This is a genomic window from [Borrelia] tanukii (genome assembly GCF_030439725.2).
Taxonomy (GTDB): domain Bacteria; phylum Spirochaetota; class Spirochaetia; order Borreliales; family Borreliaceae; genus Borreliella; species Borreliella tanukii.
This window is the reverse complement of sequence record NZ_CP124034.1, coordinates 699,707-714,544: the sequence shown is the minus strand read 5'-3', so window position 1 is coordinate 714,544 and position 14,838 is coordinate 699,707. Positions and strand designations below refer to the sequence as shown.

Sequence of the window (14,838 nt, the reverse complement as noted above, 5' to 3'; positions counted from 1 at the left end):
AAATGCTTAAAATATAAAAACTTTAATAAAGAGAGCAAATTAATGCTAAAATAAAATAATGAATAAACCATTGTAAAAGAGAGTACTATGAAAATCAAAGCCTGCATTTTTGATATGGATGGAACCCTGGTAAATAGCATAATGGATATTGCATTCTCAATGAATTCTGCTCTTTCAAACTTGGGATACAATAAAATCGAACTAAACAAATTCAATACTCTTGTTGGCAGAGGATTTGATAAGTTTGTAATAGACACTCTAAAGTTATTATCTCTTGAATATAATAATCCCAATTTACAAGACAAGCTCTACAAAGAATTTGTAAAAGAATACAATAAAAATCTTTCATCTCGAACGCAACCATACGAAAACATAAAAACCCTTTTAGAAAATATGAATAAACTTAAAATTCCAATTGGAATTTTAAGCAATAAAAACCATGAAGAATTAATAAATTTGGTAAAAAATATTTTTGGAAATATATTCTTTTTTGAAATCAGAGGTTATTCAAAAAAATTTCCACCAAAGCCAGATCCTGAGAATGCCCTTGATATGATATTAGAATTAAATGTCCAGAAAGAAGAAATTGCATACATTGGAGACAGCGATGTGGACATGTTAACCGCATTAAACGCCGGATTTATACCAATAGGAGTTTCCTGGGGATTTAGAAGTGTTCAAGAATTAAAACAAAATGGAGCAAAACATATAATACACAAACCGCTTGAACTATTGGACCTAATCAAATGAATGTAAAACCATATTTTTCCTACCTATATCATTACCTATTCAATCACGAAAGCATAAAAAGTTTATCTGCTATAGAAAAAGAAATTGAAATACTCAATTATTTAAAAGAAAACAAAAAAACTATTACTACATTCATTAAGAATGATTTTGAATCAGAACTAAAAGATCTAATTCAGTACATCAAAGATAAAACAGATGTAATGATTACACCATTTGTTTTATCTGGCATTGAAGCTATTGATTTTAACATTGTAAAGCCTCTTTTTAGTAAAGAATTAACAAAAAACGACTTAAATTTGATATTTAACTTTGTTAAAGTTAACTCGTCTTTAAGAAAAGAATTCTTTTATAATTTTAATACTATAAGCAATGGATACATTACCTTTTACATAAACAAACTATTTGAAGGAAAAAACTCTTATACAATATATTTAATACAAAAGGAAAATAAAGCCCTTTATTCATCAGATATCATAAAAAATTATATAAAGATATTGCTTCTCTTAAAAGTATTGGTAATTAAATACTGCTTTGAAAAAGGAATAGAATTAACTATTAAAAATATTGAATCGACTTCAAAAGCAATAAGTAATGATACCGATTTTCTAGACGAAAAAACAGCCAAACTCATAATTGAAAGCTTTTTTAAATATGAGATTTTACAAACAATGTCTCCAATTTCAACATTAATTGCCATTTTTTCAGCCAGAGCAAGAATTCCAAAATACAAAAACAATCCGGTCAAAGGTTTTATTGGATATGATGAAAGTTGGTTTTCAATAAAACAATCAAGCTCTAGAGAATATGATTCAAGAATAATTAAAGAATTATTAGAAATAGCCAAGGTAAATAAATGGTAAAAAAATTTTCTATTTTCTTAAAAGCAATAATAATTTTTTCAATATTTGAACTCTTAATCGAAGAGCTTTCAATAATCCTTTTTTTACCATACAAAATACGATTTGCACTAATATTTCTTGGTTTTTTATTTGACACAATTTTTATTTTCATTTTTTTATATAAAATAACCAAAGCTTACCTTTCTCAAAGATTAGAAATCTATGTCAGAAACAATCTATTCTTTGACATAATTCACTGCCTTATCCCTTTAGCATTTTATAGTTCATATCAGCTTAAAAACATAATTGTCGCCCACGAAACCATATTAAATCCAATAATGCTATCACTTTTCAAGCTAAGATTTTTAAGACTTCTTAGGTTTAACGATCTAATAATAGAAATCTATTACAACTTAAAAGAAAAGAATCTAATACTAATAGCATTTGCTAGAACATTTTCAATGAGCTTATTAATACCATTTACATTTTTTATAATAATATCAAGCTCAAAAATTGTAAATTCAATACCAGAAAAACAAGAATTTAATATTATTAAAAATATATCAATAATAAATGAAAAAGCTTACATTAAAGAAAAATATCCCTTCATCTTAATAATCAAGGAAAAAGAAGACATAATATACTCAAAATCGGACGAAATATTTGTTTACTACAGTCCTAGTGAATACAAAGTAATAGAAATAGATAAGACAAAATTTTATATAGATAAATATTTGCAAAGAAAAAGCGACTCTATTCTTGGAATTTTTCTATTTGCATTGTTTGCATCATTTACCATTTTTTTAATGAATTTTTATAAATTTTTTAAAGCAAGTTTTTTAAATCCTATTGTTTTAATGACAAAAATTTTACAAGACCCGTTAGAATATCGAAAAATTCAAATTCCTTTCACTTTAAGCGAAGAAAAAGTATATGAACTTGCAAAATTATTTAACAATCTTTTACTAAAAGAAAAACTAAATTCAAAGCGAAAAAGCAAAATACCTTTAGAAATTGAAAAAGTAAAAAAAATAATTAATAAAAACCAAGAATCAAAATGAAAATTCAAATAATTGCAATGCTACTTACATTATTAAATTTGTCACTTAATGCTAGGCTTTTGAACATCTCAATTGAAAAAAGAGCAAACGAAGAAATAAAAAAATACTCATCTTTCAATTTAATTTTAGAAAAAGAATACTATACTAGCTTGCCAACAAGCGAAATAGAAAAAAATATTTATAAATTAACTGAACATTTTGTAAAAAGCATAATGCTCAATAAAATTGACTACAGCTCATTAAATTTAAACTACAAAGAAGCAAATAAATATTTAATTCAAAGCGAGCTTATTGACAATAAATTTTTAAAATATAAAATATTTAAAATTAAAAATATAAATGGGACCTTCAAAAGTTATTCACTAATATACACGAAAAAGGGATTTTACAAACTAGAACTTTACATAGAAAATAACACAGAATCTTTAGAAATATTCAACCTTAACATAACTTATTTTTCAAAGAATTCAGATAAAATAAGTAATGAAATGATTTTTTCCCCAAAAGAATGAAAATAATAAAATTAAAGCTCGAGCTTTTATAAATAATTTATTTAACAAATACGGACATTACTCTTTGAAGAACCTTTGCCCTGTCTAATGGTTTAACAATAAATGTTTTTGCTCCTTTTATTAAACAATCTTTAACTAATTGTTCTTTACCTAAAGCAGATATCATTATCACTCTAGCATTTTTATCAAATTCCATAATATTAGAAAGACAAGTTATTCCATCCATTTTTGGCATGGTAATATCAAGGGTGACAATATCAACATTAGGGTAATGATTCTTGTATTTTATCAAAGCTTCCTCTCCATCAGCTGCCGTATCAATAATATTAAAACCCTCTGATGTAAAAATTTGTGTAAGCTGCTTTACGGTAAAAACAGAGTCATCAACAATTAAAACATTAAAAGGAACGCCTGTATCATAATTGATTCCTCTAGGCTTAGATGAAGAATCTGCAGCAATTGTAGTCTTTTGAATCATATTAACCTCTCTCTAATAAAAAGAATTTTTTCCATATCAAACCCTCTCTCTTATTGCAATATTAACTTCTATAATTTTACCATCAGGTAAAGAAAAAGGAACAATTAAAGCCTCAGAACCTTTATTGCTTATTTTCATATTTTCTCCATAAATAAAAGCTGGTGGAGTTATATCAAATACAAAGCCTTTGGCATGCAAAGTAGTAACAAAATTTCCCGCAATAATATTGCCAACCTCAGTGAGAGTTGCAGCAACCATCTCTTTTGTTTCTTCATCATCAAAATCATCATACTCTTCAAAATTCAACTTAGAAGCAACAAAAAGAGCTGTTTCTATATCCATATCAACAATTATACTACCCTCAACAGACCCGGCAAGTCCTACTATTACAGAAACACCTTTTATCTTTTGATTTATTGATTTAAGTCCTGGTTTACCCATTTCTATATTCTCAACAAGCAACATATCTCTTAAAACCGAAGAAGCGGCATCCAAAAATGGCTCTATATAATCTATTCTCATTAATTTCTCCTTTAGACTTTCCTGTACAAGTTAAAATATTCTGCAGATTTCTCTTTTATAAAAACATCATTATTTTTAAGTTCTTCGTTATCTCCCAAAACCAAAAGAGCCCCTTTAATAGTTTTGGAAGCAATGATATCTAAAATTAAAATCTGATCTTTACTATCCAAGAAGCACAAAACATCTTTTAAAAAAACCATTCCCAAATTATCAGGCAAATCTGAAAAAAGAGCATCGGAATATTCAAACAAAACATTATTGAGAATTTCTGACTTAAATTTATAAACTCCAGGACTTTGTTCAAAAGAGTTTTTACGATAAATCTCACTAATACCAATTTCTGGCTCTGAAAAAATCAACCTAGAAGTTTCAACCACTTTTGATAAATCATTATCAATAGCTGTCAACTTAAACGGTTTTACATAATATTCAGACAAAGCGTTAACTAAAGCCATAGTCTCTCTTCCATTACCACAACCAATTTCCAATACATTGAAAATAGAATTCAAATTATCCATAAAATTTAAGCGATTCTTAACAATTTCATTTTGAAATTCTTCCAAACAATCAGCTCCCCATAAACTTCCTGATGATTTTGAATAAAATTCATTTAAAAAACTATCGTAAGGCAAGTAATCAGCATCAAGCATATTAAATTTTACTCCAACTTTTTCTAAAAACACATCATTTACTAAAGAAGCATTAAACGAAAATTTCAAAAGATTTTTTTTAATATTCTCCAAATTAGAAGTTTCAATATTATTTAAAGTTGAATTTTCATTGTTATTACTATTTTTTGGAAAAACATTATTGGAAAAATCACCTTTAGAATTTTCTAGCATATCTAAATCATCACAATCGCTTACAAAATCGATATTTTCAACAAAATTTTGAGCCGGTTTTAACACTTTTTCTTCTTCACCATAGTTAAAGATTTTAAAAACATCAAGGAGTATATAAAGTTTTTCGTTATAATCTACAACACCTTTTATATAATTTATTAAAGAGTCCTGAGACAAAACTGGGTGTGGATCTTGAATAAGACTAGAGTCTATTGAAAAAACATTATTAATTTTATCAACAATAACTCCTATGAGAAGATCTTCATTTTTTAAAACCATAATATCTTCAAGATCTTTCTTATTAAATTCCAAATTAAACATTATTCTAAGATCTATAATAGGAATTATTTCGCCTCGTAAATTATCAAGACCAGCTACATATTTTTTGGCATTTGGAACATAAGTAAAATTACTAGATTTTCTAATTTCTTTAACCTGCATAATGTCTACTAAATAATGATCTGATCCAAGCTCAAAGGAAACAACCTTAAAATCAAAATTGGTTAATTTAGAATTACAATTTTTATCATCTAAAATTTTGGGTCCAAAATAAATTTCTTTTATCTGCACAAGAGATTCACTCCTTAGTATCCTTTTTTAAATCAAAAAGTTTAAAAACATCAATTATTAATACAACCTTACCATTACCAAGAGTAGTAGCTCCAACTATGCCCGCACTTGATGAAAATTTATCCTTAATAGGCTTTACTACAAAATCTTCCTCGCCAAGAATAGAGTCTACAACAATTGCGGTCTTTATGTTGTTAGTATTAACAACTATTAAAAATTTCTCTATTAATGAATCATCTCTTGTTATATTAAAAAGTTTATCAAGCCTGAGAACAGAAATGATTTCGTCTCTTAAATTATAAACTTCATGATAATTTTCAAGCAATTTTATATCATGCTCGGTTATTCTATGAGTTTCAAGAACATTGTTCAAGGGGATAACATAAGTCTCAGATCCCGATTTTACCAAAAGACCTTGTATAATCACTAATGTCAGTGGTAGTTTAATTTTAAAAATTGTTCCAAGACCAATTTCTGATTCTACTAAAATAGTTCCATTAAGCTTTTCAATGCTTTTTTTCACAACATCAAGACCAACACCTCTACCTGAAAGGTCTGTCACTTGGCTTGCTGTTGAAAACCCAGGAGCAAAAATTAAGTTAATAAGTTCAAAATCAGAGTAAACCGCATCTTCCTTTATTGTTCCCTTTTCAATTAATTTGCGCTTAATAAGCTTTGGATCTATACCACTCCCATCATCTTCAATCTCAATTGATATTACATTACCTTCATTTTTAGCACGCAAAATTATAGTACCTGCTTTGCTCTTCCCCTTTTTAATTCTCTCTTCAACTGTTTCAAGTCCATGATCCATTGAATTTCTAACGCAATGCATCAAAGGATCTACAAGATCATCTATAACAGACTTGTCAAGCTCAGTTTCTTCTCCTTCCATTTCAAGATTTACAATCTTATTCAATTTCTTTGAAAGATCCCTGACAACTCTTGTAAACCTTGAAAATATATTAGATATTGGCAACATTCTAGTCTTTAAAACACTCTCATGCAAATCTGTAATTATTCTAGATAGTCGCCCAGAAGTCATTTTAAAATTTTGAAGAAGTCTAAAAAAAGAATTTCTCAATTCAGATATATCATTTAGAGACTTTTCCATTTTAAGATTCATTAAAGAATTAATATGTGATTCAATCTCATCTTCTAATGTTAAGCCCGCATCTTTAAAAATTATCTTCAAATCAATTAAAAAGTTTCTCTGAAAACTTTCTTGATAATCATAAAAATAATTAAAATTATAAAATAGTGTAATCATTTCTGAATTTATTTGATTGTAAGATGATTTGCTTATTACGGCTTCACTAACAAGATTTAATATGTAATCTATTTTTTTACTATCTATTCTAATTAAATTAACACTAATTGGATTGTTTTTCTTAATACTTTTATTTGCCTTAAAGGGCACTTCACCATTTTCTTTTAAACTTACATTATTTAAAGATTCTAAATCAACATTTTCAATCTCAAAATGACTAACAACATCTGGTAAATTAATCTTTTTAGCAATACTATCTACACTGACATCTGATATTAAGTAATATATAACAAAATCAAAAAACTTATCTGCCAATAATTCGCTATAATCTGGGAGAGACTTGAAAATTTTTCCAAGGCTTTTCAATGCTTGAAGCATTTGAAGTCCGCTAATCGTAGACATAGGATTGTCTTTTACAAAATTCAATCTAACTTTAAATAACTTTTGGTTTTCAATCTCAAGCAATAAATCAGAAACTTCACTATCTGTAAAATCAAAACTATTGCTCAAAACAGAATTGGAATTTAAATCAATATCTTTAACATCTCTATCTACAAGCTTTTTTAATTCTTCTTCCACATTAAATTCATCAACCAAATAGCTTGCAATTAAACTTAAAGGGTCTAAGCTTTTTTTCACACCCTCTATATCTGAATATATAAGATAATAATCTACTCTTGTTAAAAATTTATCTTCTACGATTTGCTCATATTTAGGAATCGTATGTAACACAGACCCTAAATTTTTTAAAATATTAAATATTTTCAATCCACCATTTTCAAATTCAGAACCACTATTTACATTAAAAACAACGCTGATCCTTAAAACCTTTTGCCCAATCCCTAGGCTTTCTCTTATCTCCTCAAGATCTAATTTTGAAAGACAAAAATTGTTTTTAGTTGAATTTTCGTCAATTCTATTCATAAAAACTTGATCATCAATTGCTAAAAATTGCTTTAATTTGCTTTTAAGATCACTTATATCATTCAAATAAACCTTGCCATCAAGACGAAGTGCAAGCATTTCCTTAATAACATCCAATGAATTTAAAAGCAAATCAACAAGATCATTGCTTATATTTATCTTATCATCTCTAATAGCATCAAAAACATCTTCAACAATATGGGTAAAATCAGATAGCTCCATCATATCAAGAGAAGCAGAACTTCCTTTTAAGGTATGAGCTGCCCTGAATATTTCATCAATAGTATCAGAATTATTAGGATCATCCTCTAATGACATAATATTTTCTTCAAGGATGTCTACAAGATTTTGAGCTTCCTCAAAAAAAACCCCTAAAAGCTCTTCATTTTCCAAATCTAATATTTCCATACCATTTCCTATTAATATTTTATATATGTAAAGCTAACCTTTTAGGTTAGCTTTACATATTAATTTAAACCTACTGTTTTGGAGATGATTCTTCAGGCTTTTCACTCTCAACCTTCTCTATAAAGTCTTGGAAAGAACCTTCAGGCATAGAAATTTTTTCTCTAAGCTTTAAAACTCTTTTAAAAGTTTCATGCGCCTTTAACTTACGAAGGGATTCAGTTCCACTAGTCTCATAAACTTTAAATACAGATTCACTATCAATATCAGAATCTATTGAAACGCTCAACTTATCATAAAGAACTCTCAAATCTTTCACATAAAAGATAAAATTTTGCTCTTTAGAGCTATGTGATTTTGAAACTCTAAATGCCTTAAATCTCATTTTACTTGAAGCAAGGGGATAATTTGGAACATCATCCTTAATTATTCTAGATGATATATTAGGAATATAGTTAGGATTTGACCAAATTAAATCAGCCCACCCTTTAAACTTTAAAGTCCCCATAGAATAAGCATACTCCATACCATTCATATCTTCAAATAAAACCTCAAGATCTACATCATATCCTAAACTATACACTGAGACTTTAATCTCTTTCATTGTTTTAATGTTGTCAATAAGACCTTTACCTAAAAATTGATTCCCACTTTCTCCTGAATAAAAAGGAATTTTAAATGGCGGCATAATCATAGCAGATGATTGGGAATAACTTGGGAATAAAACTCTTACTCCTAATATAGTGTCACCTGCGTACCTTTTTGACTCGCTCTTAACAACAGCAGGCGCAACAACCGAATTTTTAACGTAAGCCTGCAACCTTGCAGAAGGAGTAAGCAATACGCTCCAATTATTTATCCCAAGATCTACAACCATATCTTCCGGCTTAACAATACCTGAAGCACCCGAATATACATAATCAACATAATTTGTAAGATCAAGTTTAGTTGAACTTGGGTCTCTTGCAAGTTCGGCAAAATCCAAAACTAATTCTCCAGGCTCTGATCTTTTAGAACCTTCCGCCAATCCATCAGTCTCTTGAGCAAAAAGAGCAGTGGATAATAAAAAAAATAAAATGCTTTTCATTTTCCTCTTCATGTAAACCAACTCCTTATATATATAAAAATCTTTTATAAAATTTTCATTTTTTAATTGTCATTATTAGTAAAAATAAATTTATCAGCTCTGCTCCTTTAACATACACCCTTCAACTAGAATAACAAGCTTTTTTACCTTGCCAGGATAGTTAAAACGTATTGTCTTTATTAAAGACATGGCCAACATATTAACTTTAACATCAAAAGATTCATAAGATTCATTATAATCACCACTATTAAAAGAATCATAAAACTCCCTTGAAAGATTTATGTAATAAATTCTATTTTTTAAAAAAGAATATAAAAATCTTGCATCGCTTAATAAAAATCCAAAAGAAAACCCTTCATTGCTTCCTAAAAGAAAATCTTTTACTAAAAGATCTAAATTATCTTTAGAATCTTTTTCATTTCTTAAATACCTTAAATTAGCAACAACGCCTTTGTTAGAGTAAAAATAAAAAACCTTTTTTGAAAAAAGACTGTCATAATTTAAAAAAACCGTACAAATAGAAAACAAAAAACTTGCTGCCAAGGCCCCTAAAAGCACTCTAACCGTATACTCTTTTTTATAATTTAAAAATTTATAAATCACTGTATTATATTTAAAAAATACATCCGAAATATTATTTTTCATAAAAATTTATAAATTCCATCAAAGATTTAAGTATTAAGATATTAAACTTACTCATATAATTATAATCCAAAATTAATTTAGCATCTAAAATATTGGACAAAAACCCCATTTCAATCAATACAGCTGGCATGCTGCTATTTTTTATTACAAACCACTGCTCTTCTCTAATCGGCCTAATATTAGTTTCACTTAACTCATTTTTAAATACTTTATACAAAATTTCAGCCAATCTTTTTGATTCATATTTATATTTAATATCTAGTATATCATTAAGCTCACTTAAGTATCTATTACCTTTAATATCATACCCCTTAAAATCTTTAATAACCTCTCTTTTTGAATCCTTGGGGAGATACCAAAACTCAACTCCTCTAGCTTCATTATTTGGAGCATCATTAGCATGTATGGATAAAAATATAACATTATTTGGAAAATTTGGCTTTATTGCGTTTGCAAATTCCGACCGCTCTTTTAAAGTTAAAAAAACGTCATTTACACGAGTTAACAAAATATTTTTATTTACAAAATAATTGCTTAAAATTTTAGACAAATATATAGAATAAGTTAATGCAAAATCTTTTTCTTGAAGCACGACATCGTAACCATTTATCTTTAAAGTCACAACAGCACCAGCATCATGTCCTCCATGTCCAGGATCAATGATTATCGAAGTAATTCTAGGTTTATTGTAATTTTTAAGAGAACTGAAATAATTTTCGATTTGTTTTAATACCTTTGGGCTTATTAAAATTTCTCCACGAATGTCAATAATTGGATCCACAAACATATAATAACCAGAAGATGTAAGCGCATATTCAAAACCTACTCTAAACTTTAAATATCCCTTATCATTTTCAATTGTAAAAACATCATTTTCGATGTTAAAATCGAACCTAAAAACATTAGTATCAAAAAAATCAAGAACATTTAAATAATCAAGGGTATTGGAATATAAACTTAAATGCGAAAACAAAATTAAATTAATCAATAATATTATTTTCCCAAAGCTCAATGGCACTCTTTAAGTCTCCTTTGAATCTCAAGCTATTTTTAGTAATCTCACCTTTTATTTCCTTAAACTCTTTTTGAAAGAGAAAAGGATTAATTTTATATTTTAAACAAACTTTACAAAACCTCAAAAAAGAAAAAACAACGCCATTCCCAACAAAAATTGGAACATAATTCTTAAGTAAAAAAATCAAAAAACTTTTATTTTTGGTTAAATTTTCTGGTGAATTTAATGCAGTATACTGAATTCTTAGCTTTCTATAAATATAAACATGTTCCCCAAAATAAACAGCCCTTAGTCCAAAATCTATTCTTTGAAAATATTCATTTTGAATCCTTCCGTCAAAACCTCCCAGCTGTAAAAACTTCTCTTTAGAATAAAGTCCGCAATAATCCATGGTAATCAAAGTTTTTTCATAGTCTTTTTCAGAATTTACTAAAATTACCTTAAACTTTTGTTGTTTATCTATGCTGGGAAGAAAAATTGAAGGGATCATTTCCTCTTCTTTATCGAAAAATTCACCCCCAACAAGAAGAACATTTTTTTTGACTATCTCATCAAATATATTTGGAATCCAAAAAGGATTTAACAAGTACATATCACTTTGCAAAACAAAAACAAAATCACAGCTGGATTCCTTCATTGCTAAATTAACCTTTTCTCCAGAATTCAAATCATCAGAAAGTAAAATAAATTTCAACTTACCATAACTTTCTGAGATAAACTGCAAAGAACTTCTATTACTCTGTTTTTCAATTGAAATTATTTCTCTTATAAAGTCAAAATTTGATAAAAATTCAAACAAATCTTCTCTAAAAATTTTTGTTCCTCTGCTTAATATTACAAAAGAAATTCCAAAAGAAGATTTTTGTGAATAATTATTTTTAGATTGAATAACAGTATATGAATAGTCGCTACCTTGAAGACGCATAAATTACTTTTAAAATCCTCACAATTAAATTATAATAATCATATGTCAAATAATACAATGTTAATTCAAAGAATAATGAATATTAATGCATTATTCTACAGCGTGATTATTATCATTTCCACGCTCATTTCTTGCAACCATAAGAATATACAGTATGACAAGAGAATTAAAAAATTTTTAGATAAAAACAAAATTGAATATAAAATAGACTCAGAGAATGACTTTGTAGCATTTAAAGACATAAACAATAACGAAAGAGAAGAAGTGATCATTAGATCAAGGTTAAACTCATATAAAAATTCAAAAATAAGAGAAATATTTGGAATTGTCAAAGTATTTGATGTAAACACACAAAAAATTAAGGAAATATCTGAATCCCTTATGAGCGACAGCTATAATAACCGGGTGCTTGGATCATGGGAGATTATTCATAATGCAGAAAAAGGAATTAATTCTTTAGCATATATTATAAAAGCAGAAGAATTTGCAAGTGAAACACTTTTGCTTGATGCAATTGACGAGATCGCCTCAACAATAACTATTTTCAAAAAAATAATAACAACCAACAACGAAAACATTGATAATCATGAAGCAAATAACAATACAAATAATGCATCAAGTGAACAGGATTTAAAGCAAGAAAAAACAAATCCAACAAAAGAATCTAATAAAAATGAACTTAAAGAAGATCAAATCGAAGAAGAACTTCAAGAAATTAAAGCCCAATAATTTCAAAATTATTCTACTGATAAAGAATTAATATCAAAGCAAAAATGCACTTTATCACCTATTTTTATTCTAAATTTAGAAAACGAACCTCTTGGAAGCTCAAGGGCATACTTTGCCTTATAGAAAGAATTAACACTTGCTCTAGAGTATGGCTCTAAATCATAAATCTCTTTAATAATTCCATTTGAATCAATATAAGCTATTTCAAGCATCAAAGGTGTATTTTCCATCCAAAAAGATAAATTTTGCTCTTTTTTAAAAACAAAAAGCATTCCATTTCCATATTCAACTTTTTCAGTACCCATATATCCTTTTGCCCTATCAAATTCATTAGATGCTATTTTTACAAAAAACTTAACGCCATTTATCACAACTTCTTTATCATAAAAATGCTCAGCAAAAGATAAAAAGGGCATCAACAAAACTAAACATAAAAACCGTTTTAAAATTTTCTCCAATTATCAGCCTTACTTAAAATCATTTATTATAATTTTCAATATAAGATTTTAAAGTCATTCTTAAAATATTTTTATTCAAAACAATAATACACTCACCAAGATCCCATAAATAATTCAAAGGCGTCACCAGTGTAGCCTCGCCAAACTTTTTCTTTACCTCAATAAAAATTGAATACTGAGATATTAATCTTTTATCAAAAACAAAAGTGTACGAAAACATTTTATTTTTGTCAAAATTAAAAACAGCATATTTTAAATGAGTTTTAGCAATAAATTGTAAAGTCTGCTTCCTAGCATAAGGAAATTCAACTTCTTCAACATCATAATAAAAAATAGTGCTCTTGAGAATATTGTCTTTAACAGATTCCATGCTAGAACCCATAACAAAAGATGTAAAAATAGAAAATAAATAAAAAACTGTAATGCCCATATAAAGCCTTTAGCCATAAACAATATAAAGAAAAAGTATAACAAATAAAAAACTTGAAAATAAATACAGCAAAATATTAACATTAATCCCAAAATTGAAAAGTCTTACAAAGACTTTAGAAACTACTCCATCACCCACCATTCTTACTCTTTCTTTTCTTTTAAAGGGTTTTTCTTTTAGCTCTTGAAAAGGACTGTAGTGACAATTAGGACAACCCTCTCCAAAAGCCGAAACTGGGCCTACATGCCGACAATTTGGACATTCGATATCACCAAGCTTAGCAGCACAGTTAGGACAAATAGACTTATTAAGCCCAACTTTTTCACCACATTGCTCGCAAAAAACTTCAAAATTTACCTTTGCCAAACGAAAATTCCTCAAAATTTTACTTAAAAATAAAGTATCTAAAATACTATATAATTAATTATAATAAAAAATGTATTAATATTACATATTTTAAGGAATGCTAAAACATGAAATCAGGATTTGCAGCAATACTTGGTAGGCCATCAACTGGGAAATCTACTCTTTTGAATTCAATATGCGGACATAAAATATCAATCATATCCCCTATTCCACAAACAACTAGAAATAAAATAAAAGGAATCTTTACAGATGAGAGGGGACAAATTATTTTTATAGACACACCAGGATTTCATCTGAGTAAAAAAAAGTTTAATATTGCAATGATGAACAACATACATTCTTCAATAGGAGAAGTTGAACTTATTTTATACATAATCGATATTCAAGACAAACCTGGAGAAGAAGAAAATAAAATGCTAGAAATAATAAAAAACTCTAAAATTAAATTTTTAGTACTACTTAATAAAGTAGATCTTAAAAATACAAAAATAAAAGAAATAACACAATTTCTAAAAGAAAAAGAAATAGAAGACAATAATATAATTAAGATATCTGCTGAAAAAAAAATTAACACAGAAGAATTAAAAAATAAAATTTATGAAAATTTTTCAGAAGGCCCACTTTATTATCCACAAGAATACTACACAGATCAAAAAATAAATTTTAGAATTAGTGAAATAATAAGGGAAAAAACTATTGAAAACCTAAAAGAAGAACTTCCCTATTCTTTGTATGTAGATATTGACACCTTAGAAAACAGAAAAAGAGGTCTTTTTATCAGGGCAAACATTTTTGTAGCCAATGAAAGTCAAAAAGGAATAATTGTAGGAAAAAACGGTAAAGAAATAAAATCAATAGGAGAAAGATCAAGAAAAACGATTGCAAAAATTTTTGAAACAAAATGTAACCTATTTCTTCAGGTAAAACTAAAAAAAAATTGGAACAAAGAAGATAAATTAATAAAAAGACTTATAAATTAGCATTTAACTACAATTTTCTAAATTCTTGAA

At 27.4% G+C, this 14,838-nt stretch carries 17 protein-coding genes; 6 read left to right on the top strand and 11 right to left on the bottom strand.

All coding sequences use genetic code 11. The annotated features are described in order from the left end of the window. Positions 1 to 87: 87 nt before the first annotated feature. Genes QIA27_RS03930 through QIA27_RS03915 form a run of 4 tightly spaced genes read left to right on the top strand, consistent with a single transcriptional unit; the run spans position 88 to position 3,162 of the window. Positions 88 to 750: an HAD family hydrolase gene (locus QIA27_RS03930; RefSeq protein WP_301386497.1), complete on the top strand. Its 663-nt coding sequence runs from the start codon at positions 88 to 90 to the stop codon at positions 748 to 750. Continuing rightward, positions 747 to 1,610 (top strand): hypothetical protein, encoded by an 864-nt coding sequence (locus QIA27_RS03925; RefSeq protein WP_301354039.1) that lies wholly within the window; start codon positions 747 to 749, stop codon positions 1,608 to 1,610. The genes QIA27_RS03930 and QIA27_RS03925 overlap by 4 nt, the downstream gene beginning before the upstream one ends. Then, positions 1,604 to 2,650 (top strand): hypothetical protein, encoded by a 1,047-nt coding sequence (locus tag QIA27_RS03920; protein ID WP_301386496.1) that lies wholly within the window; start codon positions 1,604 to 1,606, stop codon positions 2,648 to 2,650. Before QIA27_RS03925 ends, QIA27_RS03920 begins: the two co-directional genes overlap by 7 nt. Continuing rightward, positions 2,647 to 3,162, top strand: a complete 516-nt coding sequence (locus QIA27_RS03915) for a hypothetical protein (protein ID WP_301354035.1) — start codon at positions 2,647 to 2,649, stop codon at positions 3,160 to 3,162. Before QIA27_RS03920 ends, QIA27_RS03915 begins: the two co-directional genes overlap by 4 nt. Before the next feature lie 37 nt (positions 3,163 to 3,199). Here QIA27_RS03915 and QIA27_RS03910 read toward each other — a convergent pair whose 3' ends face one another. The 8 genes from QIA27_RS03910 to QIA27_RS03875 form a co-directional block, all read right to left on the bottom strand. Continuing rightward, on the bottom strand, positions 3,200 to 3,640 hold the full coding sequence (locus tag QIA27_RS03910; protein WP_301354031.1) for a response regulator: 441 nt from the start codon (positions 3,638 to 3,640) through the stop codon (positions 3,200 to 3,202). A gap of 36 nt (positions 3,641 to 3,676) precedes the next feature. After that, positions 3,677 to 4,162, bottom strand: a complete 486-nt coding sequence (locus QIA27_RS03905; RefSeq protein WP_301354030.1) for a chemotaxis protein CheX — start codon at positions 4,160 to 4,162, stop codon at positions 3,677 to 3,679. A gap of 11 nt (positions 4,163 to 4,173) precedes the next feature. After that, a complete protein-coding gene (locus QIA27_RS03900; protein ID WP_301386495.1) occupies positions 4,174 to 5,574 on the bottom strand; it encodes a CheR family methyltransferase in 1,401 nt (466 codons plus the stop codon). Between the two features lie 7 nt (positions 5,575 to 5,581). Next, positions 5,582 to 8,176, bottom strand: a complete 2,595-nt coding sequence (locus tag QIA27_RS03895; RefSeq protein WP_301386494.1) for a chemotaxis protein CheA — start codon at positions 8,174 to 8,176, stop codon at positions 5,582 to 5,584. Positions 8,177 to 8,246: 70 nt separating this feature from the next. After that, on the bottom strand, positions 8,247 to 9,272 hold the full coding sequence (gene flaA, locus QIA27_RS03890) for a flagellar filament outer layer protein FlaA (protein WP_301354025.1): 1,026 nt from the start codon (positions 9,270 to 9,272) through the stop codon (positions 8,247 to 8,249). Positions 9,273 to 9,353: 81 nt separating this feature from the next. Next, complete coding sequence (locus tag QIA27_RS03885; RefSeq protein WP_301403633.1) at positions 9,354 to 9,905, bottom strand: flagellar filament outsheath protein; 552 nt, start codon at positions 9,903 to 9,905, stop codon at positions 9,354 to 9,356. Then, positions 9,895 to 10,893: an N-acetylmuramoyl-L-alanine amidase gene (locus QIA27_RS03880; RefSeq protein WP_301354342.1), complete on the bottom strand. Its 999-nt coding sequence runs from the start codon at positions 10,891 to 10,893 to the stop codon at positions 9,895 to 9,897. Before QIA27_RS03880 ends, QIA27_RS03885 begins: the two co-directional genes overlap by 11 nt. Further along, positions 10,886 to 11,845 carry a glycosyltransferase family protein gene (locus QIA27_RS03875; RefSeq protein WP_301354021.1) on the bottom strand — a complete coding sequence of 320 codons (960 nt, stop codon included), beginning with the start codon at positions 11,843 to 11,845 and terminating at the stop codon, positions 10,886 to 10,888. Before QIA27_RS03875 ends, QIA27_RS03880 begins: the two co-directional genes overlap by 8 nt. A 57-nt stretch (positions 11,846 to 11,902) precedes the next feature. On the opposite strand from QIA27_RS03875, the gene QIA27_RS03870 reads away from it, so the two are divergent. Further along, positions 11,903 to 12,574: a hypothetical protein gene (locus tag QIA27_RS03870; RefSeq protein ID WP_301403715.1), complete on the top strand. Its 672-nt coding sequence runs from the start codon at positions 11,903 to 11,905 to the stop codon at positions 12,572 to 12,574. Positions 12,575 to 12,582: 8 nt separating this feature from the next. On the opposite strand, the gene QIA27_RS03865 is transcribed toward QIA27_RS03870, so the two are convergent. Genes QIA27_RS03865 through QIA27_RS03855 form a run of 3 tightly spaced genes read right to left on the bottom strand, consistent with a single transcriptional unit; the run spans position 12,583 to position 13,828 of the window. Further along, on the bottom strand, positions 12,583 to 13,032 hold the full coding sequence (locus tag QIA27_RS03865) for a DUF192 domain-containing protein (protein WP_301354019.1): 450 nt from the start codon (positions 13,030 to 13,032) through the stop codon (positions 12,583 to 12,585). Positions 13,033 to 13,051: 19 nt separating this feature from the next. Beyond that, positions 13,052 to 13,462 carry a hypothetical protein gene (locus QIA27_RS03860; RefSeq protein ID WP_301354017.1) on the bottom strand — a complete coding sequence of 137 codons (411 nt, stop codon included), beginning with the start codon at positions 13,460 to 13,462 and terminating at the stop codon, positions 13,052 to 13,054. Positions 13,463 to 13,471: 9 nt separating this feature from the next. Beyond that, complete coding sequence (locus tag QIA27_RS03855) at positions 13,472 to 13,828, bottom strand: hypothetical protein (RefSeq protein WP_301354015.1); 357 nt, start codon at positions 13,826 to 13,828, stop codon at positions 13,472 to 13,474. Between the two features lie 107 nt (positions 13,829 to 13,935). On the opposite strand from QIA27_RS03855, the gene era reads away from it, so the two are divergent. Further along, complete coding sequence (era, locus tag QIA27_RS03850; RefSeq protein WP_301386492.1) at positions 13,936 to 14,808, top strand: GTPase Era; 873 nt, start codon at positions 13,936 to 13,938, stop codon at positions 14,806 to 14,808. The last annotated feature ends 30 nt before the right edge of the window (positions 14,809 to 14,838 follow it).

Coding starts and splice junctions, on each gene's coding strand:
- QIA27_RS03930 (WP_301386497.1), top strand. CDS start 88: ATGAAAATCAAAGCCTGCATTTTTGATATGGATGGAACCCTGGTAAAT.
- QIA27_RS03925 (WP_301354039.1), top strand. CDS start 747: ATGAATGTAAAACCATATTTTTCCTACCTATATCATTACCTATTCAAT.
- QIA27_RS03920 (WP_301386496.1), top strand. CDS start 1,604: ATGGTAAAAAAATTTTCTATTTTCTTAAAAGCAATAATAATTTTTTCA.
- QIA27_RS03915 (WP_301354035.1), top strand. CDS start 2,647: ATGAAAATTCAAATAATTGCAATGCTACTTACATTATTAAATTTGTCA.
- QIA27_RS03910 (WP_301354031.1), bottom strand. CDS start 3,640: ATGATTCAAAAGACTACAATTGCTGCAGATTCTTCATCTAAGCCTAGA.
- QIA27_RS03905 (WP_301354030.1), bottom strand. CDS start 4,162: ATGAGAATAGATTATATAGAGCCATTTTTGGATGCCGCTTCTTCGGTT.
- QIA27_RS03895 (WP_301386494.1), bottom strand. CDS start 8,176: ATGGAAATATTAGATTTGGAAAATGAAGAGCTTTTAGGGGTTTTTTTT.
- flaA (WP_301354025.1), bottom strand. CDS start 9,272: ATGAAGAGGAAAATGAAAAGCATTTTATTTTTTTTATTATCCACTGCT.
- QIA27_RS03885 (WP_301403633.1), bottom strand. CDS start 9,905: ATGAAAAATAATATTTCGGATGTATTTTTTAAATATAATACAGTGATT.
- QIA27_RS03875 (WP_301354021.1), bottom strand. CDS start 11,845: ATGCGTCTTCAAGGTAGCGACTATTCATATACTGTTATTCAATCTAAA.
- QIA27_RS03870 (WP_301403715.1), top strand. CDS start 11,903: ATGTTAATTCAAAGAATAATGAATATTAATGCATTATTCTACAGCGTG.
- QIA27_RS03860 (WP_301354017.1), bottom strand. CDS start 13,462: ATGGGCATTACAGTTTTTTATTTATTTTCTATTTTTACATCTTTTGTT.
- era (WP_301386492.1), top strand. CDS start 13,936: ATGAAATCAGGATTTGCAGCAATACTTGGTAGGCCATCAACTGGGAAA.